This window comes from Streptomyces sp. NPDC085866 (assembly GCF_044541035.1).
In the GTDB taxonomy this organism is placed as follows: Bacteria; Actinomycetota; Actinomycetes; order Streptomycetales; family Streptomycetaceae; genus Streptomyces.
Genome location: NZ_JBITSQ010000003.1, coordinates 689923 through 711005, shown reverse-complemented (window position 1 = coordinate 711005; position 21083 = coordinate 689923). Strand labels below are relative to the sequence as shown.

The window sequence follows — 21083 nt, the reverse complement described above, 5'->3', positions numbered from 1 at the left end:
TCTCGATGTGCGGCTCCGCCGCGCGGGCGCGACCAGCCACCGACAACCCGTGGGTTTCGTGTCGGCCGAAGCCGCGCAGCGCCTCGCGGGACTACTCGAGAAGCTCCGCGTACGAGCCCATGGCGAGGGCGATGTCCGCCTCGGCCCAGAAGCGGTGGTACGTGAAGACAGGCGCGGCGCCGCCCCCCAGGTAGGCCTCGATCTTCGACCAGGCCGGGTCGTTCTTGTAGAAGGACCGGATCGAGGAGAACGTCGAGGAGGAGTTGATCGCGTCGCCGTTCGGCATCTTGCCGCTCCAGCCGCTCGGCACGTACACGCTGTCACCGAACCTGCTGTAGTCGCTGCGGGTCTCGGGGACGGCGATGCCGAGGCTGTCCTGGTAGTTGGCCCACATGCCGTCCAGCAGCGCCTTGGCCGTCGACTTCGCCGTCGTGTCACCGGACTTGGCGGCGTAGTAGGTGAGCGTCTTGGCGTAGGCGGCCGTCACGCCGACGTCGTTCGTGTAGTCGGCGACGGTGACGTGAAGTCCGCTGTTGCTGCCGGGACTCGACGCGTTCCAGGTGTCGGGCTGCCCCGACCACTGGAGGGTGGAGGGGATCCGGTAGGTGCCGTCCGGGTTGATCGTGGTCTTGGACAGCGCCCACTTCACCCACTTGTCGAGGATCGCCTTCGCCGCGGCGTTCCCGGTCTGCTGGTAGTACTCGGCGACCCGCTCCATCGACCAGGCCTGGAACCCGAACCACTGGCTCGAGGGCGGGTCGTGGTAGACGGGCTGCCAGTCGTAGTACATGCCGTAGAACGTCGACGTGCCCGCCGGCGGGATGGCGTACCGGCCCTGCCAGCTGTTGGTCGCGCCGCCCGCGATCGCGCCCTCGGACGACTGCAGCCACTGGTAGAACTCCAGCTGCCGCTGCAGCGACTTGCCCCAGTCGGCCGCGCCGGTCACCGACTTCGGCTTCAGGTCGGCATAGGAGCTGAGCGCGTAGGCCGCGAGCGGGTTCTGGTAGCCGCCGTGGACATGGCTGGAGCCGATGCGCCAGGCCCAGCCCGCGCTGGTGTCGGTGGCGCCGCCCCAGGCGTAGTACCAGGACAGCAGGTAGTGCGAGGCGTCCTTGCCGGTGCCGGCCGGGCACGACGAGGCGCCCGCACAGTTGCCGATCTTCTTGAAGTACTTGTCGTACATCGCGTACCGCAGGTAGTCGCCCATCTTCGCGGCCTTGGCGACCGTCGCGGACACGTCACCGCCCTTGCCCTGCGTCTTCGCCCACACATCAGCCCAGTACGCGGCCTGCACCGCACGCGCGTCCGCGTCCGGGGCGTCCGTGTACTTCCACTGCCTGGCGTAGGAGGAGTCGCCGGTGAACAGGTCCAGATAGCCGTTGGTGCCGCCGTACTTGAAGGCGTCGCAGGTCGGCTGTGGGACGGTCTCCCAGACCGACTCCTGCGGACCACGCTGGAAGGTGTTGATGTACGACGGCCCGGTGGCCGTCGGCCCTGCCTCGCACTTGCCGGGCTCGTCGCCGTAGCCGTAGACGTTGTCCACGTCCTGGATCCAGTGCATGCCGTAGACGTCGTCCGTGCCGTAGGCCGACTTCAGCTCGCCGGCGATCGGGTCCGGGCCGACCGACACCGACGTGTCCAGCTTCGCCGGATACTCGTTCGGTGTGTCCAGCTCCGGGGCGTACGTCGCCGGCTTCGAGGCGTTGTAGAAGGAGTTCGTCGGCTGGTCGGCGTGGGTGGGGATCATGTACTTCTCCATGAGGTCCCACGCGCCGTTGAACTTCGACCAGTCGCCGGTGACCTTGCCGTACATGGCCTGCAGCCAAAGAAGGTAGCTGTATGCCTCCGACGTGGTCTCGTGGCCCTGGTCCGGGGCCTCCACGATCAGCGTCTCCACCGAGTGGTAGGGGATGCCCTCGGGGGAGAAGTAGCCGTTCGCCGGGTTGGTGATCTTCCCGTACAGGTCCAGGAAGCGGGCGTCGTACGCCTTCGTCGCGGCCAGCTCGGTCACCGTGACCGTCGCCTTGGTGTGGCCGGTCGCCGAGGCCGTGAAGGTGGCGCTCCCGGTGCCGGAGGCGTCGGCCGTGATCGTCACCGGCTGCGCGGTGCTCCAGTTCGACGGGGTGAAGGTCAGCGAGGAGCCGTCGGTGACGGACAGTCCCGTGTTGCCGTCCGTGCGGGCCACGCTCACCGTCACGTTCGCACTCGGCTGCGTCGACAGCTTCACCGAGAACGATCCCGTCCTGCCCTGCTGGATGCCCAGCTGGGCCGGGGAGGCCACGACGGCGGGTCCCGAGGTGACCGTGATGCCGACCGGCGTGGACTCGGCGGAGGCTCCGAGGCTGTCGTACGCCTTCGCCACCAGCGAATGACTGCCCACGGTCAAACTGGAGACCGGGAGCGAGTACGGCGCGCTCGTGTCGGTGCCCAGCAGCGTGGTGTCGTCGTAGAACTCCACCTTGCTGATCGTCGCGTTGTCGGCAGCCGCCGCGGTCGCCGCGAGCGGCACCGCGTCCCCCTGTGTGTAGACCGCGCCCGCGCCGGGGCTGGTCAGCACGGTGACCGGCGGCTGGTGCACACCGGCGCAGGTGGTGCCGTTGACCGCGAAGGAGGTGGGGGCGGCGTTGGCGCCGCTGTAGGTGAACTGGGCCCCCGTGGAGGCCGCGGCTCCGGATGCGATCGTGCCGTTGTACGAGGCGTTCTGCACGGTGATCGTCTGGCCGGACTGGGACCAGGTGCCGTTCCAGCCGTTCGTCAGTTTCTGGTTTCCGGTGTAGCCGTAGGCCAGGGTCCAGCCGTCGATGGCGGCCGTGCCGCGGTTGGTGATCGTGAGGTCGGCGGTGAAGCCGGAACCCCAGTCGTTCGTCTTGTAGTCGACGCTGCACTGGACGGTCGCCGCGTGCGCGGCCGTCGTACCGGTGGCGAGCATGGTCAGGGGCAGGGCGAGCGCGGCCAGTGCGGCGGTCCACCACCGCCGCGCGGCTCTGCGTCTGCGTCCGGGATCCATGTGCTGGTTCCTCCTTGCGGCTTGCGGCTCGGAAAGAGTCAAGGCTTGAACCAGTGGGAGCGCTCCCATAGTGGGGATGAGGGTGAGAGCGGTCAAGGTGCTTGAAGAGTCGAAAAGATTCGACCTGCTCCGTTGAGGAAAATTCAAGCAACTCCCCTGGGCAACCAAGCCACTTGCCGCTACCTTCCTTCGCACCAGTGGGAGCGATTCCATTCAGTCGACGCGTCCGTCACGGCGCGCCAAGCTGCAAGGAGTCGCTCATGCGACACCCCCCGCGTTCAGTACTTTTAGCCGTCGCCGGTGCGGTCGCGCTTCTCGGAAGCGCGGTCGTCCCGGTGGTCACGGCTGAGGGAGCCACCCCCGCCTGCACGGTGGAGTACGCCGTCACCAGTCAGTGGGACAACGGCTTCCAGGGCTCCGTGAAAGTCACCAACAACCGCTCGGCGCTGACCAGTTGGCAGCTCGGCTTCGACTTCGCGAGCGGTCAGAAGGTCACCCAGGGCTGGAACGCCGAGTGGTCCCAGTCCGGCACCACCGTGACCGCCGCCAACGAGAGCTGGAACGGCGCCCTCGGCGCCGGCGCGAGCGTCAGCGCCGGGTTCCTCGGCTCCTGGTCGGGGAGCAACGCCGTACCGACGACGTTCAAACTCAACGGCACCACGTGCAACGTGGATTCCGACCCGACGACACCCCCGCCGACCGATCCGCCCCCGTCCACCGGCACCGCGCCCGCCCTGCACGTCTCGGGCACCAAGCTCGTGGACGCCGCCGGCAAGTCCCGTCGCCTGCTCGGCGTGAACCGCTCCGGCGGCGAGTTCATGTGTGTGCAGGGCTACGGCATCTGGGACGGCCCGGTGGACGACGCGGCGGTCAAGGCGATCGCCGACTGGAAGGCGAACGCCGTCCGCATCCCGCTCAACGAGGAGTGCTGGCTGGGTCTTTCCAACATCAAGCCCGAGTACGGCGGCACGAACTACATCAACGCCGTCAAGGACCTGGTGGCCCGCGTCGAGGCGCACGGCATGACCCCGATCCTGGAGATGCACTGGTCCTACGGCCAGTACACCGGCAACTCCTCCGGCTGCTCCGACGTGCACGCCACCTGCCAGAAGCCGATGCCCGACATGCAGTACGCACCGTCCTTCTGGGCGTCGGTCGCCGGCACCTTCAAGGACGACCAGGCGGCCGTGTTCGACCTGTTCAACGAGCCCTACCCGGACCGGGCGACCTCCAGCCCGACGGACGCATGGAAGTGCTGGCGGGACGGCGGCACCTGCCCCGGGATCTCGTACGAGGTCGCCGGTGTGCAGCATCTCGTCGACAGCATCCGCGGTGCCGGTGCGAAGAACGTCATCATGGCCGGCGGGCTCGCGTACTCGAACGACCTGAGCCAGTGGCTGACGTACAGGCCCAGCGACCCGACGGGCAATCTCGCCGCCGCCTACCACGTCTACAACTTCAACACCTGTGCGAGTGAGAGCTGCTGGAACTCCACGCTCGCCCCGGTCGCGGCCCAGGTGCCGCTGGTCGCCGGCGAGATCGGCGAGAACACCTGCTCGCACGGCTTCGTCGACCAGGTCATGAAGTGGTTCGACGACCGCGACCTGTCCTACCTCGGCTGGACCTGGAACACCTGGGACTGCTCCTCCGGCCCGTCCCTGATCACCGCCTACGACGGGACACCCACCGCGTACGGCGTCGGGCTGCGTGACCATCTGCGCGCCCTCAACCCGTAAGCCCCGGGCAAGACTCACGGAAGAAGGAAACCCGCACTCATGAGTCGTACCAGAACGTCACTGCTCGCCGCCCTGGCGCTGGTCGCCGGGGCCTCCGGGACGGCGCTCACCGCCGCGTCGGCCGGCGCCGCCACCACCTCCATCCCCTGCACCGTCGAGTACAAGGTGCAGAACCAGTGGGACACCGGCTTCACCGCCGCCGTCACCGTCACCAACAATGCGGCTGCGAAGTCGAGTTGGTCAGTGAAGTGGTCGTACGCCGGAAACCAGCAGGTGACCAGCGGCTGGAACGCCAGGATCACCCAGAGCGGCACGGCCGTCACCGCCAACAACGAGACCTACAACGGCACGCTGGGCACGGGCGGTTCGGTCAGCTTCGGCTTCAACGGGTCCTACAGCGGCACCAACGCCGTACCCACCACGTTCACCCTCGACGGCGTCACCTGCAACGTCGACGACGGCGGCAGCGGGGGCGGCGGAGGCGGCGGCGGGAACGGCGGCGGCACCGGCACCCGCGTCGACAACCCCTATGCCGGCGCCAAGGTGTACGTGAACCCGGAGTGGTCGGCGAAGGCCGCCGCCGAACCGGGCGGCAGCCGCGTCTCGAACCAGCCCACCGGCGTCTGGCTGGACCGCATCGCCGCGATCGACGGTGTGGGCGGAGGCATGGGGCTGCGCGCCCACCTGGACGCCGCCCTCGCCCAGAAGGGCAGCAGCGAAGAGGTCGTCCAGCTGGTCGTCTACGACCTGCCGGGCCGGGACTGCGCGGCACTGGCCTCCAACGGCGAACTCGGCCCCACCGAGATCGACAAGTACAAGACGCAGTTCATCGACCCGATCGCGGCGATCCTGTCCGACCCCAAGTACGCCTCCCTCAGGATAGTCACCACCATCGAGATCGACTCGCTGCCCAACCTCGTCACCAACACCGGCAGCCGTGCCACCGCCACCCCGGCCTGCGACACCATGCTCGCCAACGGCAACTACGTGAAGGGCGTCGGCTACGCCCTCGCCAAGCTCGGCGCCATCCCCAACGTCTACAACTACCTCGACGCCGGCCACCACGGCTGGATCGGCTGGGACGACAACTTCGGCGCGGCCGCAGGCGTGTTCAAGCAGGCCGCCACCAGCGAGGGTGCGACGGTGGACGACGTCCAGGGCTTCATCACCAACACCGCGAACTACAGTGCCCTGAAGGAGAACAACTTCACCGTCGACGACAGCGTCAACGGCACCTCGGTGCGCCAGTCGAAGTGGGTCGACTGGAACCGCTACGTCGACGAGCTGTCCTTCGCCCAGGCCTTCCGCAACCAGCTGGTGTCGGTCGGCTTCAACTCCGGCATCGGCATGCTGATCGACACCTCCCGCAACGGCTGGGGCGGCACCGCCCACCCGACCGGACCCGGCCCGAGGACCAGCGTGGACACCTACGTCGACGGCGGCCGCTACGACCGCCGTATCCACGTCGGCAACTGGTGCAACCAGTCCGGCGCCGGCCTCGGCGAACGCCCGCAGGCCGGCCCGGCCGCCGGGATCGACGCCTACGTGTGGATGAAGCCCCCGGGCGAGTCCGACGGCTCCAGCAGCGCCATCGCGAACGACGAGGGCAAGGGATTCGACCGCATGTGCGACCCGACGTACACGGGCAACGCCCGCAACGGCAACAACATGTCGGGCGCCCTGGCGAACGCACCGCTGTCCGGGCACTGGTTCTCCGCCCAGTTCCAGCAGCTGATGCAGAACGCCTACCCGCCGCTGTCCTGACCGGATGAGCGCCCGCCGGGGCGGTCCTCCAGGGACCGGCCCCGGCGGATCGCCCGCTCCACCGCCGAGCAGTCCCCGTCCACGCGGTCCGGTGCGTACGGCACCGCCGGGCACAGCGGGGGCTGCGCCATGAAGCGGGGACGGATGCCGTGCAGCGGCTGGGCCGCGTGCACCAGGAACGGATGGCAGAGGTAGACGTCTCCGGGGTTGCCCATGGCGTACGCGACCGGGTCCTGCCAGGTGCCGGGGTGGCCCTTTGCCGGGACGCACCCGATTTTTGCCGGACCGGCAACACCGCTGGCCCGCGGCCGGTGCGCCGTCGCACGCTGACCGCACACCGACGAGAGGCTGGGCACCATGGCGCACGACCACCACCACGAGCACGACCGCGACCACCGCCACGGGCACGCGCACGGCAGCGACATCGACTGGGCCGAGATGGCTGTGCACCTCGAGACCCAGGCGGAGCTGTTCACCCCCGTCTACGAGCGGGCCATGGCCTGGCTGGCGAAGGAGGTGACCGAGCCGGGGCTGATCGTCGACGCGGGCAGTGGCCCCGGCGTCGTCTCCTGTCTGTTCGCCGAGGCCTTCCCCGGGGCGCGGATCGTGGCCGTCGACAGCGCCGAGCCGCTGCTGGAGCGCGCCCGTGTCCGCGCCGTACGACAGGGCGTGGCGGACCGCTTCGAAACCCTCGCCGGTGAACTGCCGGGTGTGCTGGACGAGTTGGAGTACCCGGCCGATCTGCTGTGGGCCAGCCGCAGCCTGCACCACCTCGGCGACCAGCGGGCCGCGCTCGCCGCGTTCGCCGCCCGGGTCGCCCCCGGGGGCACCCTGGCCCTCCTGGAAGGCGGCCTGCCCTCCCGCTTCCTGCCCCGTGACATCGGCATCGGACGCCCCGGACTCCAGGAGCGGCTGGACGTGGTGCAGGCGGAGTGGTTCGCGCGGATGCGGACCGACCTGCCCGGCTCGGTCGCGGTGACCGAGGACTGGCCGGCTCTGCTGACCTCCGTCGGTCTGAAGCACACCCGTACCCGCAGCTTCCTGCTCGACCTGCCGGCCCCGGCGACCGACCGGGCCCGCGCCTATGTGACCGACTCCCTGGCCCGGCTGCGTGAAGCGGGCGCCGAGAGTCTGGACGCCGAGGACCTGGCCACCCTGGACCGCCTGCTCGACCCGGCCGATGCGGTGAGCGTGCACCGCAGGCCGGACGTGTTCGTCCTGGGTGCGTACACCGTCCACACGGCGGTACGGCCGGTCTGAGCACCCGCCGCCATCTCCCCTCGGTGCCGTATTGCCTTACCAGTGACGGAACTTGACTTGGAGAACGCTCGAAGTGATGGACTGCGGGCGTTCACCGACACACAGGGGGAAACCATGAACGACGCTCCGGTCGCACTCATCACCGGTGGCGGCAGCGGTATCGGCGCCGCTGTCGCCCGGCAGCTGCTCGACGCCGGGTACCGGGTCACGGTCACCGGGCGCGGGGAGCAGCGGCTGCGGGACTTCGCCGACAGCCTGGGCAATCCCGACGAACTGCTGACGGTCGCCGGCAGCGCGTCGGCCTTCGACGACGTACAGGACGCGGTCGACCGCACGCTCAAGGCGTACGGCCGACTGGACACCGTCGTCGCCAACGCCGGCTTCGCCACCCACGACTCCGTCGCCGACGGCGACCCGTCCGGCTGGACCGAGATGGTCCTCACCAACGTCCTCGGCCCCGCCCTGCTCGTCCGGGCATCCGTCGACGCGTTGAAGGAGACCGGCGGACGGATCGTCCTCATCGGCAGTGTCGCCGGGTTCGTGAACACGCCGGGCAACCTCTACGGCGCCACGAAGTGGGCGGTCACCGGGCTCGCCGAGAACACCCGGCGCCAGGTCACGGAGTTCGGCATCGGCGTCACGCTGGTCGCCCCCGGCCGGGTGGAGACCCCGTTCTGGGACGGGCTCGGCAGCCTGCCCCCGGGGCATCTCCTGACCGCGGACCAGATCGCCGACTCGGTGGTCTGGGCGATCCGGCAGCCGGCCGGGGTCGACGTCAACACCGTGGTCGTACGTCCGTTGGGGCAGCCCAACTGACGTACGCACGGCCTTAGTTGTTCGCGAGGAACTGCTTGGCCAGCTGGTCCCCGAGGGAGACGGCCGCGCTGTGGCTCTCGATGGGGGAGACCTTGGAGTTCTTGAACAGGATGTACGTCACGCCGGAGTCGGCCCCGCCGGTGGCCGGGTCGGGGTCGATACCGAGCGCCTTGGCGGTGGCGTACGAGGCCTCGCCGATGATCTTCGTGGGGCCGGTGTCGCCGACCACGGCGTACTCGACCTTGTTGTTGTAGATGACGGCGACGACACCGCCGCCCTTGATGCCCGCGCCGGAGTAGTTCCAGATGCTGCTGGAGCTGGGCACCACGACGTACGGCAGGGACTCCGCCTTCAGCGGCTTGCCGTCGGACTGGTGGAAGGCGGTGTCGTCCTGGTACCAGGGGTCGCGGTTCTCGTTGCAGTTGGTGGTGCGCTGGCCGTCGCAGTCGATGTCCATGTCGGCCTTCCAGAACACCGCGCCGTTCTTGCCGCACACGGGGACCGTGGCCGAGGTCTCGTCGTCGGTCTTGTACTTGCCGTTCGAGATCTGCGAACAGGACGTCACCTTGGCCAGCAGGTCGGCCGCGCTCACCGAGCCCTCCCGGGCGGAGGCGGGTGCGGGGTTGCCCGAGGCGTTGGCGGGCAGCACTCCGGCCGCGAGGAGGGCGGCCCCGGAGGCCGCGGCGAGGGTCAGTGTTCGAAGACGCACTGTGGGGGACCCTTCTGTTAGGAAACTTTCCTTACCGGGTGCCGTACAAGGTGGCCCCTCCCGCATGTCCTCGTCAAGTCCCTGTGGGGAAGTCGCGCAGGCTGGGCCGTTTGCGGTGACTTCGCCACCGGATGCAGTGAATTGCCCCCCGGGGAACACTGGTCATGTCGAACTGGGAGGCGAATCGTCATGTTCGTACGCACCGTCTATGTGACCGGCGACCCCGTGAAGATCGACACGGCCATCAGGGCGCTGAACACCGAAGGGCGCGAGCTGCTCCAGGAACGTCCCGGCTACTGCGGAGCCGGGGTCTTCGTGGACCGGGACCTCGGCAAGCTGCTGGGGGTGAGCTGGTGGGACACGGTCGAGGCGCGGCACAACAGCGACGAGGTCATGCGGCTGCGCAGGCAGGCCATGCTCGGGCCGTTCGCCGGCACGCTGACGGTGGAGAACTTCGAGGCGGTGGTGTACCACCCACTCCAGCCGCCACGCATGGGCGGCGGACTGCGTGTCACGCGGGTGGAGTTCGACCCGGCGGACGTCGAGCTGGTCGCCGAGACGTTCCGGTCGACCGTGCTTCCGCGCCTGGAGACGCTGCCGGGCCTGGCCGCGGCCGGCCTGCTCGTCGACCGGGAGCGCGGCACGGGCCAGGTCGGCGCCCTCTTCGTCGACCGCGACTCGATGGTGGCCTCACGGGCCGGCCAGGCGGCGGCCCGGCACGAAGGTGTGGCCAAGGCGCATGTGAACGTCGTCGGCCTGGAGGAGTTCGAGGTCGTGCACACGGACGTGCACGTCGGCTGACCGGTCCCGCGCCGGTGTCCTGACGTCCCCTTCGTGCGGGGGACAGGAAAACGGCCGTCCGCCCTGCTGCTCCAGCAGGGTGAACGGCCGTTCGCGGGGCGGGTGTCAGCCCATGTCGAAGGTGGCCGGGTCCGGGCCGAGGCGGCGGTCCTCGTTGAGGGCGCTGATCGCCGCGAGGTCCTCGTCGTCCAGGCTGAAGTCGAACACCTCGATGTTCTCCTTGATCCGCGACGGCGTCACGGACTTCGGGATCACGACGTTGCCCAGCTGGATGTGCCAGCGCAGCACGACCTGGGCCGGCGTGCGGTTGTGCTTCTGGCCGATGGCGACGATGGCCGGCACCTCCAGCAGGCCCTTGCCCTGGCCGAGCGGCGACCAGGCCTCGGTCCTGATGCCCTGCTCCGAGTGGAACGAGCGTGCCGCGCGCTGCTGCAGGTGCGGGTGCAGCTCGATCTGGTTGACCGCCGGGATGACCGAGGTCTCCGCGATCAGCCGCTGCAGGTGCTCGGGGAGGAAGTTGGAGACACCGATCGCCTTGACGCGGCCTTCGGCGTAGAGCTTCTCGAACGCCTTGTAGGTGTCGAGGTACTTGTCCCGGGACGGCAGCGGCCAGTGGATCAGGTACAGGTCCAGATGGTCGAGACCCAGCTTCTGCAGCGACGCGTCGAACGCGCGCAGCGTGGAGTCGTACCCCTGGTCGCTGTTCCAGAGCTTGGTGGTGACGAAGATGTCCTCACGGGGCAGGCCGGAGGCGGCGATGGCCTTGCCGGTGCCCTCTTCGTTGCCGTAGATCGCGGCTGTGTCGATGCTGCGGTACCCGGCCTCGAGCGCCGTGGCGACGGCCCGCTCGGCCTCGTCGTCCGGCACCTGCCAGACGCCGAAACCCAGCTGGGGCATCTCGACGCCGTTGTTGAGGATGATCGGGGGGACCTTGCTGCTCACGAGCTTCTTGATCCTTCGGTTGTCGACAGGTGGTACTCCCATCGTCAACGATCACGCGCCGACCTGCATTCCTGACCGCGAAATCCGCGCCAACTGACCGGCGAGTCAGTTCCCGAAACCTCAGATTGGCCGGAAACGCATCCGACGTTATCGGTCCGGACCATTGACCGCGGCCCTTCATCCCGGGACTCTGTATCGCGCCACCGGACGTGTCGATGAACCCGGTGCATGCATGTGAACGGCCTCTGACCATGGCCGCTGTCTGCCCTCTGAGATCCCCCACCCTCAGGAAAGCGGGTACGCGCATGAACAAAACCCTGCCCACGACCCCCCGTGCGGCCCTCCAGGACCCGAAGACATCGGATGAAAAGGACTGGCGGAGCCCGGGCTACCAGATCGTGGAAACCGCCCTCGAAGTGACCGCCTACGCGCTCGCCGACCGCCGCGCCCCCGAGCCGCCGCAGGCCTCATGAGCACGACCGTTCCGTCCGTCCGGGACACCCCGACCGTCCCCCGTACCGATGTCCCCGTCGCCGCTCCGTCCACCGGCGCCGTCTGGACGGCCGCCGAGTTCACGGAGCGGCTGCGCGCCGTCACCGCGGCTCGCTACCACGACCGGCACCCCTTCAACCTGCGGATGCACCGCGGCGAGCTGACCCCCGTCGAACTGCGCCGCTGGATCGCCGCACGCTTCCACTACCAGCGGCACATCCCCGTCAAGGACGCCCTGATCCTCGCCGGGCTCGACCGGCCCGAGCAGCGCCGACTCTGGCTGCGCCGCATCCGTGACCACGACGGCACGGGGGACGGCGACCCCGGGGGCGAGGGCGGCATCGAGCGCTGGCTGCGGCTCGGCGAGGCGGCCGGCCTCGGCCGCGAGGAGCTGTGGGACGCCTCCCGGGTGCCACCCGGGGTGCGGTTCGCGGTCGACGCCTACGTCACCTTCTGCCGGCTGCGCCCCACGCTGGACGCCGTCGCCGCCTCCCTGACCGAGCTGTCCGCACCGGACCTGATGCGCACCCGCATCGCCGCCTTCGAACGCCACTACCCGTGGATCGACCCGGCCGGTCTCGCCTACTTCCGCACCCGTGTCACCCAGGGCGCCCGCGACGGGGAGGAGGCCCTCGCCCTGGTCCTCGCCACCGCCCGCACCCGTGCACAGCAGGAACGGGCGGTTGCCGCCCTCACGTTCAAGTGCGAGGTGCTGTGGGCGCTGCTGGACGCGGTGGACGGGAGCACCTCGTGAGCTCCCCGCGCCCCGCGGCGCGCCGGTCGCCTCCCGCAGTCCTCCAGCCGCCTCCCGCAGCCCGCCGGAGCCCGACCGCCTGGCGCCCCGCCCTCGCCCGGGGCGTCCTGCTGCGGCACGACGCGGTGCGGGACTCGGACCTGTTGCTGCTGCCGGAACGGGTGGTCGTCCTGCACGGCCGCGCGGGCGCCGTCCTCGGACGGTGCGACGGCGGCCGGACCGTGGCCCGCATCGTCGCCGAACTGTCCGCGGAGTACCCCGGCGCACCCGTCGCCGTCGAAGTCCCGGACTTCCTCGCGGGGTTGCGCAAGGAGGGCTGGCTGACATGACGACCGTCGCTCCGCCCTGGGCCCTGCTCGCCGAACTCACCCACGCCTGCCCGCTGCGCTGCGGCTACTGTTCCAACCCTGTCGAACTGGTCGGTCGGTCAGTGGAGTTGACCACAGAACAGTGGGCCGGGGTGTTCCGGCAGGCGGGTGACCTCGGGGTCGTCCACACCCATCTGTCCGGCGGCGAGCCGCTGCTGCGCCGTGATCTGCCCGAGTTGGTGGCAGCCGCGGACGTGGCGGGTCTGTACACCCAGCTCGTCACCAGCGGCGTGGGCCTCGGCGAGCGGCGGCTGGCCGGGCTGGTCGAGTCCGGGCTGCGCAGTGTGCAGCTGTCCGTGCAGCACCCGAACCCGGATGTCGCCGAACGCATCGCGGGCGTACGGTCGTTCGCGGTGAAGGAGCGCGCAGCCCGGCTGGTCCGCGAGGCGGGACTGCCGCTCGGGCTCAACGCCGTCCTGCACCGCGGCAACCTCGACGCCCTGGACGAGCTGATCCGGCTCGCCGTGGACTGGGGCGCGGACCGGCTCGAACTGGCCCACACCCAGTACCACGGCTGGGCGCTGCGCAACCGTGCCGCCCTGCTGCCCACACCCGGCCAGGTCGAACGGGCCCGCTCGACCCTCGCCCACTGGCGTGAACGACTGGGCGACACAATGGAATTGGTGTGGGTGGCCCCCGATCTGCTGGACGCCACCCCGAAACCGTGCATGGGCGGCTGGGGTCGCATCTCGCTCACCGTCGCCCCCGACGGCACGGTCCTGCCCTGCCCGGCCGCAAGCAGCCTGCCGGGTCTGGACCCGCCGAACGTCCGGGAGCACCGACTGGACCGGATCTGGCGGGAGTCGAAGGCGTTCAACGCTTTCCGGGGAGAGTCCTGGATGCCCGAGCCCTGCCGTGACTGCGCCCTGCGCACCACCGACCACGGCGGCTGCCGCTGCCAGGCCTACGCCCTCACCGGCGACCCCGCCCGCACCGATCCGGCCTGCCGGCACGCCCCGGACCACTCCCTCGTACGCGACCTCGTCGGCGCGCCCCGGCGACTCGCGTACGCCTACCGAGAAGCCCCGCAAGAAGTCCAGCGAGAGGAGGGAACATGAGACGCCGACGCCTGCGCGCGGCCCTGACGGCACTCGCGCTCACCACCGCCGGCCTGGCCGCGCTCCCCGCGGCCGTACCCCCGGCCGCCGCCGCCCCCGCTCCTGCCCCGCCCCGGCCGGCCGCCGCACCCGACTGGTCCACGGCCGTGGTCGACTCCACCACGGCCCGCTACACGCCGACCGGTATCGGCGGCTGGTCGTATCCGGTCGGCCTCTACCTCTACGGCCAGTACCTCACCTACCGACGCACCCACGAAGCGCGCTATCTCACCTACATCAAGAGCTACGTCGACCGCTTCGTGAGGAGCGACGGCTCCATCGACCAGTCCTTCGACAACCTGGACAGCATGCAGGCCGGCCGCCTCCTGGTGATCCTGCACCACGAGACCGGCCAGGACCGCTACCGCAAGGCGGCGAAGAAGATCCGCGACCGCCTCGCCACCTACCCGCGCACCGGCGACGGCGGTTTCTGGCACGCGGACAACAGCAGCCGCGCCCACCAGCTCTGGGCGGACGGCGTCTACATGGTGAACCCGTTCCTCGTCGAGTACGGCAGGGAGTTCGGCGACAGCGCGTACACGAACGACGAGGCGGCCAGGCAGCTCGCCGTCTACGGCGGCCATCTCCAGGTCGGCAACGGCCTGTTGAAGCACGCCTACGACGAGTCGAGGACCGTGAGCTGGGCCGACCCGCAGACCGGGCTCGCGCCCGAGCACTGGTGCCGCGCGGTCGGCTGGTACTCGATGGCGATCGTCGGTGTCCTCGACGCGATCCCGGCGAACCACTCCCGGCGACCCCAACTCCTCGCCATCTTCCGGCGGCTGGCGGCAGGCCTGGAGCGGTACCAGGACCCGGCCAGCGGCCGCTGGTTCCAGGTCATGGACAAGGGGAGCAGGAGCGACGACTGGACCGAGACGTCCTGCTCCAGCATGTTCACCTACGCCCTCTCGCGCGGTGTCCAGCAGGGCTATCTCGACCCGCACTACGCGGCCGTCGCCCGGCGCGGCTACGAGGGCGTGCTGGCGAAGATCTCGGTCGGTGCCGACGGCCGCACCAACCTCGCCGACATCTCCGTCGGCACCAACGTCGGCGACTACGCGTACTACGCCGCCCGTACCCGGGCCGTCAACGACTTCCACGGCCTGGGCGCCTTCCTGATCATGAACGAGCAACTGCGAGGTGAATAGTGTCATGAGCACGTCCAGAAGGGCGGTGCTCGGCGCCGCGCTGGGCGGCGCGGCCGGAGCCGCCGTCGGCCTGCCGACCCCGGCCCGGGCCGCGTCCTGGCAGCTCAAGTGGTCCCCGTCCGCGAGCGCCGACGGACTGGGCGCCTTCGAGACCGTCGAGGACGACCGCGCCGACTCGCACCCCGCGGGGCACCCGCACATCCGCACCACGGGCGACGACTGGCGCTTCACCATGCACACGGTCGATCGCGACACGTCGACCGACCGCCAGCGCCAGGAGGTCACCGGCCTGCGCACGAGCGGCAGCAGCTACCTCAAGTGGACCGAGGGCCAGACCTGGCGGATCACGTACTCGATGTACATTCCCAGCTCACTGAAGGCCACCACCACCTTCACGCACATCATGCAGATGAAGCAGCCCGGCAACGGCACCTCGCCGATCGTCGTGCAGTCCCTGCGCCGAGTGAACGGTAAGCAGACCATCGAGCTGCGGCTCGCCGTCGACGACATCCTGGTCGGCCGCACCGACCTGGACCCACTGCACGACAAGTGGACGGCCGTCGACTTCCAGATCAAGGTCGGCAACGGCTCGGCAGGCTCGGTCCGCTGGATCCTCAGGAGCGGCTCGACGACCGTGATCGACAAGGCGAGGACCGGCGTCGACACCTTCCTCGCCGACCGCGTCCGCCCGAAGTGGGGCATCTACCGCTCCCTCGGCGACACCTCCGGCTCCCTGCAGAACACCTACCTCCTGCTCACCGACCTCCGCGGATACCAACTCGTCTGAGGAGCCGTCCCATGCGTTCCAGCCCCCCGCGCGCCAGAGGTGCCGCGGCGATCGTCCTGTTCGTCGTCGCCGTCGTCCTCGGCCTCACCCACCCCGCCGCCCTCGCGGCCCCCGAGCCCGCGCCCCGCGCCGCCGTCTTCGACGTACGCGACTACGGCGCCAAGGGCGACGGTTCCACCAACGACACCCCCGCCGTCAACAAGGCCGTCAACGCCGCGAGTTCGGCCGGCGGCGGCACCGTCCGCTTCCCGGCCGGCACCTACAAGTCCAAGAACACCATCCACATGAAGAGCAACGTGACGCTCCAGGTCGACACGGGCGCCACGATCCAGGGCTCCTCGGCGGACACCTACGACCCGCCCGAGTCCAACCCCTACGACAAGTACCAGGACTACGGGCACAGCCACTTCCACAACGCGATGATCTACGGCGACCGGCTCACGAACATCGGCTTCGTCGGCGGCGGGGTCATCGACGGGGCCGGCAACCTGATCACCGGCAACCCGAAGCCGGGCGAAGCCGACAAGATCCTCTCGCTGACCCGCTGCGACGGACTGCGGATCGGCGACGGCCTCACCCTGCGCCGGGGCGGCCACTTCGCAGCCCTCGTCAACGGCTGCAAGAACGTGACGTCGGACCACCTGACCATCGACACCGCGAGCGACCGCGACGGCTGGAACATCATCTCCACGACCGACGTCACGGTCACCAACGCCAACATCAAGGCCAACGACGACGCGCTCGTCTTCAAGAGCGACTACGCCCTCGGCGCCAAGCTCCCCAACGGTCATGTCCGGGTGAGCGATTCGTACCTCTCGGCGCGGTGCTGCAACGCCCTGATGTTCGGCTCCGAGACCTGCGGCGACTTCTCCGACTACCGGTTCGACAAGATCCGTATCGAGGGCGCCGACAAGTCCGGCCTCGGCATGGTGTCCATGGACGGCGCGAAGATCTCCGACGTCCACTACCGCGACATCACCATGAGGAACGTCCACTCGCCGGTCATGCAGAAGATCGGCACGCGCAGGCGCTGCGGCAACAGCCCGGGTGTCGGCTCGATCAGCGACGTGACGTACGACGACATCACGGCCACCGGCAACAGCCCGTCCTTCAGCCCGACCCTGTGGGGCGAGACCGGCCACCGGATCAGCGGCGTCACCTTCAACCACGTCGACATCACCGTGCCCGGCGGCAACGGCACCATGTCCACCGCGGTGCCGAGCAACGACCCGAACGACTACAACCCCAAGAGCATCGGCACCCGGCCGGCCTACGGCTGGTATCTGCACAACGCCGACCACGTGCGGTTCACCGACAGCTCCGTGAAGTTCGCCGCCGCCGACGGTCGTCCCGCGCTCATCGCCGACGCGGCGAGCGACATCCGCCTCACCCGCTTCACCGCCCAGCGCGGCGCCGACTCCCCGCACGACGTCGGCTTCCAGAACGTCACCGGCTACTGCCTGACGGACAGTCGCACCACCTCGGGCGGCGCCCTGCGGATCTCGTCCACCGGGTCCACCGAGAACTGCGGTACGGCGGCGGGGCCCCTCGATCCGGAGAACCCCCGCCAGGACTTCCTCCGGGCCTCGGTCGGCGGCCTCTTCCTGCACTGGGGCCTGCGCACCGCCCCCGCCCACACCAGCTGCGGCGCCTGGGAGAACGACGTCACCGGCGGCGGCTGGACGCCGGACTACTGGGTGAACGAAGCCCGCAAGCTGCACACGCAGTACCTCGTCCTGGCCACGTTCCACAGCCGACTGGGCTACGCCCGCCCCTGGCCGTCGAAGATCCCCGGCTCCTGCTCCACCAAGCGGGACTTCCTCGGCGAGCTGATCACCGCCGCCAAGGCCAAGGGCATGAAGGTCATCCTCTACATGACCGACGACCCCCAGTGGCACGCCGAGGGCGGCCACGAGTGGCTCGACTCGGCCGCCTACTCCGCCTACAAGGGCAAGAACGTCGACCTGACCACCCGCGACGGCTTCGGTCAGTTCAGCTACGACAACTTCTTCGAGGTCATGGACCGCTACCCCGACCTCGGCGGCTTCTGGATCGACAACGACAACGCGTACTGGGAGAGCCACAACCTCTACGCGCAGATCTACCAGAAGCGCCCGAACTACACGCTCAGCAACAACAACGAAGACACGCCGATCATGGACATGATCAGCAATGAGCAGAAGACGGGCATGACGCCCGCCTACGACTACCCCCAGGCCCTCTACACGGCCCAACCCCGCCTGACCGAGGCGGACTTCAAACTGCCCTCGACCGGCGCCTGGTGGTACGACGGCTCCGACCCGTCGGTCGACCGTCGGCTCACCCTCGGCCGCCTCGTCACCAACGCCGGCTCCTCGGTCAAGGCGCTGATGGCCGAGACCGCCCAGGTCAACGGCAAGTTCCCGGCCAGCCAAGCCGCCTTCAACAACTTCGCCGACAGCTACCTCGACCCCATCTGGGAGTCCCTGCACGGCACCGAGGGCGGCGGCTACATGTACGGAGGCCTCAAACCGGGCTTCTGGAACGACGGCGCCCACGGCGTGACCACGATCAGCAGGACGGACCCGAACCGCCAGTACATCCACGTCCTGACCCCGCCCGGCACCAGCACGCTGCGCATCCGCGACAACGGCTGGCGCATCGCGTCCGTCGTCAACCTCCGTACGGGCAAGGCGGTCTCCTGGTCGCAGTCCGGCGGTGTGCTGACGCTGACCGGGCTCGGCGACTGGGACCCGTACGACACCGTCTTCAAGGTCACCGGCGCCGGCCGTCAGGGCATCCTCACCGGGGTCAAGGTGACCGCGAGCTCCTCGGCGAGCGGTCACACCGGCTCCGCCGCCGGCGACGGCGACCACCTCACCTACTGGGACAACGACAAGACCCTCCCGGTCAGCCTCACCTTCGACCTCGGCTCGACCAAGAAGGTCCAGTACATCGGCCTCAACCAGCGCGAGGACTCCGTCGCCTACGCCCGCTCGGACACCGAGCAGTCGGCGCGGATCAAGGACTACAAGGTGTACCTCAGCAACGACGGCTCGACCTGGGGGAGCGCCGTCAAGACCGGTCAGCTGCCGAGTCGCCGTGGAATCCAGGGCATCGACCTCACCGCGGCCGACGCCCGCTACGTCCGCCTGGAGGTCGACACCACCTGGGCGGCCGCCTCCGACTCCACCCGCTACAAGCGGCTGCGGATCGAGGAGGCGTGGATCGGCACCTCGTACGCGACACCGTCGGCCTTCACCACCAGGTCGGACAACGGTCAGTCCCTCCGCCCCGCCATGGGCTGGAGCAGCTGGAGCTTCGTGCGCCGCCGGCCGACCGAGGCGAAGATCAGGGCTCAGGCCGACGCGCTGGCGTCGAGCGGCCTGAAGGACCACGGCTTCGTGTACGTCAACCTCGACGACTTCTGGCAGAAGTGTGATTCCAACGGCTTCGTCGTCGACTCCTACGGCCGCTGGGCCGTCGACACCGACAAGTTCCCCGGCGGTATCAAGGCGCTCGCCGACTACGTCCACTCCAAGGGCCTGAAGTTCGGTTTCTACGTCACTCCCGGCATCGCGAAGAACGCCGTCACCAGGAACACCCCGGTCGAGGGCACGTCGTACCACGCGAAGGACATCGCGGACACCTCGAAGACGGAGAAGAACTACAACTGCAAGAACATGTACTACATCGACTACTCCAGGCCGGGCGCGCAGGAGTTCGTGAACTCGTGGGCGAAGCAGTTCGCGTCCTGGGGAGTCGACTACCTGAAGATCGACGGCGTGGGCAGCCAGGACATCCCCGACGTCCAGGCCTGGGACAAGGCCCTGCGCGCCACCGGACGACCCATCACCTTGGCCCTCTCCAACAACCTGCCGATCGCGAACGCCTCCACCTGGCGGCAGCTGGCCAACAGCTGGCGCACCCAGGGCGACGTGGAGTGCTACTGCGGGTCTGGTTCCGACGGCAGCGGCTATCCGCTCACCGACTGGTCCCACGTCTCGGCCCGCTTCACCTCGGCGGCCAACTGGCAGCCGTACGCCGGACCCGGCGGCTGGAACGACCTGGACTCCCTGGAGATCGGCAACGGCGACCAGGCGGGGCTCACCGCCGACCAGCGGCGCTCGCACTTCACCCTGTGGGCGATGGCGGGCGCGCCCCTGCTGCTCGGCACCGACCTCACCCACCTCGACCCCGTCGACGAGGCGATGCTGGCCAACGACCGGCTGATCGACGTCGACCAGGACGGCGTGGCCGCGAAACGCCTTGTGAACAGTGGTGTCAAGCAGGTCTGGAGCAAACGCGAGCACAGCGGCGACTACGTGGTGGCGTTGTTCAACACCGGAACCTCCGGCAACGCCACGGTCGGTGTGAACTGGTCCCAGGTCGGCTTCACCGGCTCCGGCGATGTCACCGACCTCTGGTCCGGCTCCCACAAGGGCGTGATCGCCGACTCCTACAGCGCGACCCTGCGCCCCGGCGAGACCCGGCTGATCCGGGTGAAGCCGGTCGACTCCACGAAGGCCGCGGCTTCCCCGGGCTTCGCCGTCGCCCCCTACGAGTACCTCGGCTGGGGCAACCCGCAGAGCCCCACCTCGGTCATGTCCGCGACCGGCGTCAAGTGGTTCACGCTCGCGTTCATCCTCTCCGACGGCAGCTGCAACCCGAAGTGGGACGGCTCGCGACCGCTGACCGGTGGCACCGACCAGTCGACGATCAACGCCATCAGAAACGCCGGCGGTGACGTGATGGTCTCCGTCGGCGGCTGGAGCGGAGCCAAACTCGGCGAGAAGTGCTCCAGCGCCTCCGCGCTCGCGGGCGCCTACCAGAAGGTCGTCAACGCCTACAGGCTGAAGGCCCTCGACATCGACATCGAGAACACCGAGTGGTCCAACGCCACCGTCCGCCAGCGTGTGGTCGACGCGCTGAAGACCGTCAAGGCCGCCAACCCCGGCCTGAAGACCGTCATCACCTTCGGCACGACGACCGGCGGGCCCGACTCCACCGGCGTCGACATGATCAAGCGGGCGGCCGACTCCGGTCTGGCGAACGACGTGTGGTGCATCATGCCGTTCGACTTCGGCGGCGGCACCACCGACATGGGCACCCTCACCACCCGGGCCATGGAAGGACTCAAGGGCCGGGTCAAGGCGGCCTACGGCTACAGCGACGCCACCGCCTACGCCCACATCGGGCTCTCGTCCATGAACGGGAAGACGGACGACTCCGGGGAGCGTGTCCGCCTCGCCGATTTCAAGACCATGCTCGCCTACGCCCAGCAGCATCACATCGGACGCCTCACCTACTGGTCCGTCAACCGCGACCGCCCCTGTGGCTCCGGCACCGACGGCGACTCCTGCAGCGGCGTGACACAGCAGCCGTACGACTACCTGAAGGTCTTCGCCCAGTACACGGGCTGA

The 21083-nt window shown here is 69.3% G+C and carries 15 protein-coding genes and 1 pseudogene; 12 read left to right on the top strand and 4 right to left on the bottom strand.

Going from position 1 to position 21083, the window contains the following annotated elements:
* Positions 1-91 precede the first annotated feature (91 nt).
* A complete protein-coding gene (locus ACIF83_RS10020) occupies positions 92-3007 on the bottom strand; it encodes a glycoside hydrolase family 48 protein (RefSeq protein ID WP_399725150.1) in 2916 nt (971 codons plus the stop codon).
* 260 nt (positions 3008-3267) lie between these two features.
* On the opposite strand from ACIF83_RS10020, the gene ACIF83_RS10015 reads away from it, so the two are divergent.
* Together ACIF83_RS10015 and ACIF83_RS10010 are read left to right on the top strand one after the other, a co-directional pair.
* Complete coding sequence (locus tag ACIF83_RS10015) at positions 3268-4743, top strand: cellulose binding domain-containing protein (protein ID WP_399725148.1); 1476 nt, start codon at positions 3268-3270, stop codon at positions 4741-4743.
* Positions 4744-4782: 39 nt separating this feature from the next.
* Complete coding sequence (locus ACIF83_RS10010) at positions 4783-6507, top strand: glycoside hydrolase family 6 protein (RefSeq protein ID WP_399725145.1); 1725 nt, start codon at positions 4783-4785, stop codon at positions 6505-6507.
* Here the strand turns inward: ACIF83_RS10010 and ACIF83_RS10005 are convergent.
* A pseudogene (locus ACIF83_RS10005) lies at positions 6489-6737 on the bottom strand (phytanoyl-CoA dioxygenase); the annotation flags it as partial. The gene ACIF83_RS10010 and the pseudogene ACIF83_RS10005 sit on opposite strands and share 19 nt — an antisense overlap.
* A gap of 127 nt (positions 6738-6864) precedes the next feature.
* Here ACIF83_RS10005 and ACIF83_RS10000 point away from each other — a divergent pair.
* Both ACIF83_RS10000 and ACIF83_RS09995 read left to right on the top strand, forming a co-directional pair.
* Positions 6865-7767: a class I SAM-dependent methyltransferase gene (locus ACIF83_RS10000; protein WP_399725142.1), complete on the top strand. Its 903-nt coding sequence runs from the start codon at positions 6865-6867 to the stop codon at positions 7765-7767.
* Positions 7768-7881: 114 nt separating this feature from the next.
* Positions 7882-8583 (top strand): SDR family oxidoreductase, encoded by a 702-nt coding sequence (locus ACIF83_RS09995; RefSeq protein ID WP_393484741.1) that lies wholly within the window; start codon positions 7882-7884, stop codon positions 8581-8583.
* A 13-nt stretch (positions 8584-8596) separates the two neighbouring features.
* Here the strand turns inward: ACIF83_RS09995 and ACIF83_RS09990 are convergent, their stop codons facing one another.
* Entirely contained in the window at positions 8597-9292 is a 696-nt protein-coding gene (locus ACIF83_RS09990) for a glycoside hydrolase family 75 protein (protein WP_393484740.1), read from the bottom strand.
* Positions 9293-9481: 189 nt separating this feature from the next.
* Between ACIF83_RS09990 and ACIF83_RS09985 the strand changes: the two genes are divergently transcribed.
* The gene (locus ACIF83_RS09985) at positions 9482-10093 is read left to right on the top strand and encodes a hypothetical protein (protein WP_393484739.1); all 612 of its coding nucleotides are present in this window, start codon (positions 9482-9484) and stop codon (positions 10091-10093) included.
* Positions 10094-10198: 105 nt separating this feature from the next.
* On the opposite strand, the gene ACIF83_RS09980 is transcribed toward ACIF83_RS09985, so the two are convergent.
* The gene (locus ACIF83_RS09980) at positions 10199-11035 is read right to left on the bottom strand and encodes an aldo/keto reductase (RefSeq protein WP_393484738.1); all 837 of its coding nucleotides are present in this window, start codon (positions 11033-11035) and stop codon (positions 10199-10201) included.
* Between the two features lie 305 nt (positions 11036-11340).
* Here ACIF83_RS09980 and pqqA point away from each other — a divergent pair, with 305 nt between their 5' ends.
* From pqqA to ACIF83_RS09945, 7 genes are read left to right on the top strand one after another with little or no spacing between them, the layout of a single operon-like run.
* Positions 11341-11508, top strand: coding sequence for a pyrroloquinoline quinone precursor peptide PqqA (pqqA, locus tag ACIF83_RS09975; RefSeq protein WP_399725137.1), 168 nt, complete (start codon positions 11341-11343; stop codon positions 11506-11508).
* Positions 11505-12281, top strand: a complete 777-nt coding sequence (pqqC, locus tag ACIF83_RS09970; RefSeq protein WP_399725133.1) for a pyrroloquinoline-quinone synthase PqqC — start codon at positions 11505-11507, stop codon at positions 12279-12281. The genes pqqA and pqqC overlap by 4 nt, the downstream gene beginning before the upstream one ends.
* Positions 12278-12610, top strand: coding sequence for a pyrroloquinoline quinone biosynthesis peptide chaperone PqqD (gene pqqD, locus ACIF83_RS09965; RefSeq protein WP_393484736.1), 333 nt, complete (start codon positions 12278-12280; stop codon positions 12608-12610). The genes pqqC and pqqD overlap by 4 nt, the downstream gene beginning before the upstream one ends.
* The gene (pqqE, locus tag ACIF83_RS09960; RefSeq protein ID WP_399725130.1) at positions 12607-13707 is read left to right on the top strand and encodes a pyrroloquinoline quinone biosynthesis protein PqqE; all 1101 of its coding nucleotides are present in this window, start codon (positions 12607-12609) and stop codon (positions 13705-13707) included. Before pqqD ends, pqqE begins: the two co-directional genes overlap by 4 nt.
* Positions 13704-14894, top strand: a complete 1191-nt coding sequence (locus ACIF83_RS09955) for a glycoside hydrolase family 105 protein (RefSeq protein ID WP_399725127.1) — start codon at positions 13704-13706, stop codon at positions 14892-14894. Before pqqE ends, ACIF83_RS09955 begins: the two co-directional genes overlap by 4 nt.
* Positions 14895-14898: 4 nt before the next feature.
* A complete protein-coding gene (locus ACIF83_RS09950) occupies positions 14899-15681 on the top strand; it encodes a heparin lyase I family protein (protein WP_398140445.1) in 783 nt (260 codons plus the stop codon).
* Positions 15682-15692: 11 nt separating this feature from the next.
* Positions 15693-21083: a glycosyl hydrolase family 28 protein gene (locus ACIF83_RS09945; protein ID WP_399725124.1), complete on the top strand. Its 5391-nt coding sequence runs from the start codon at positions 15693-15695 to the stop codon at positions 21081-21083.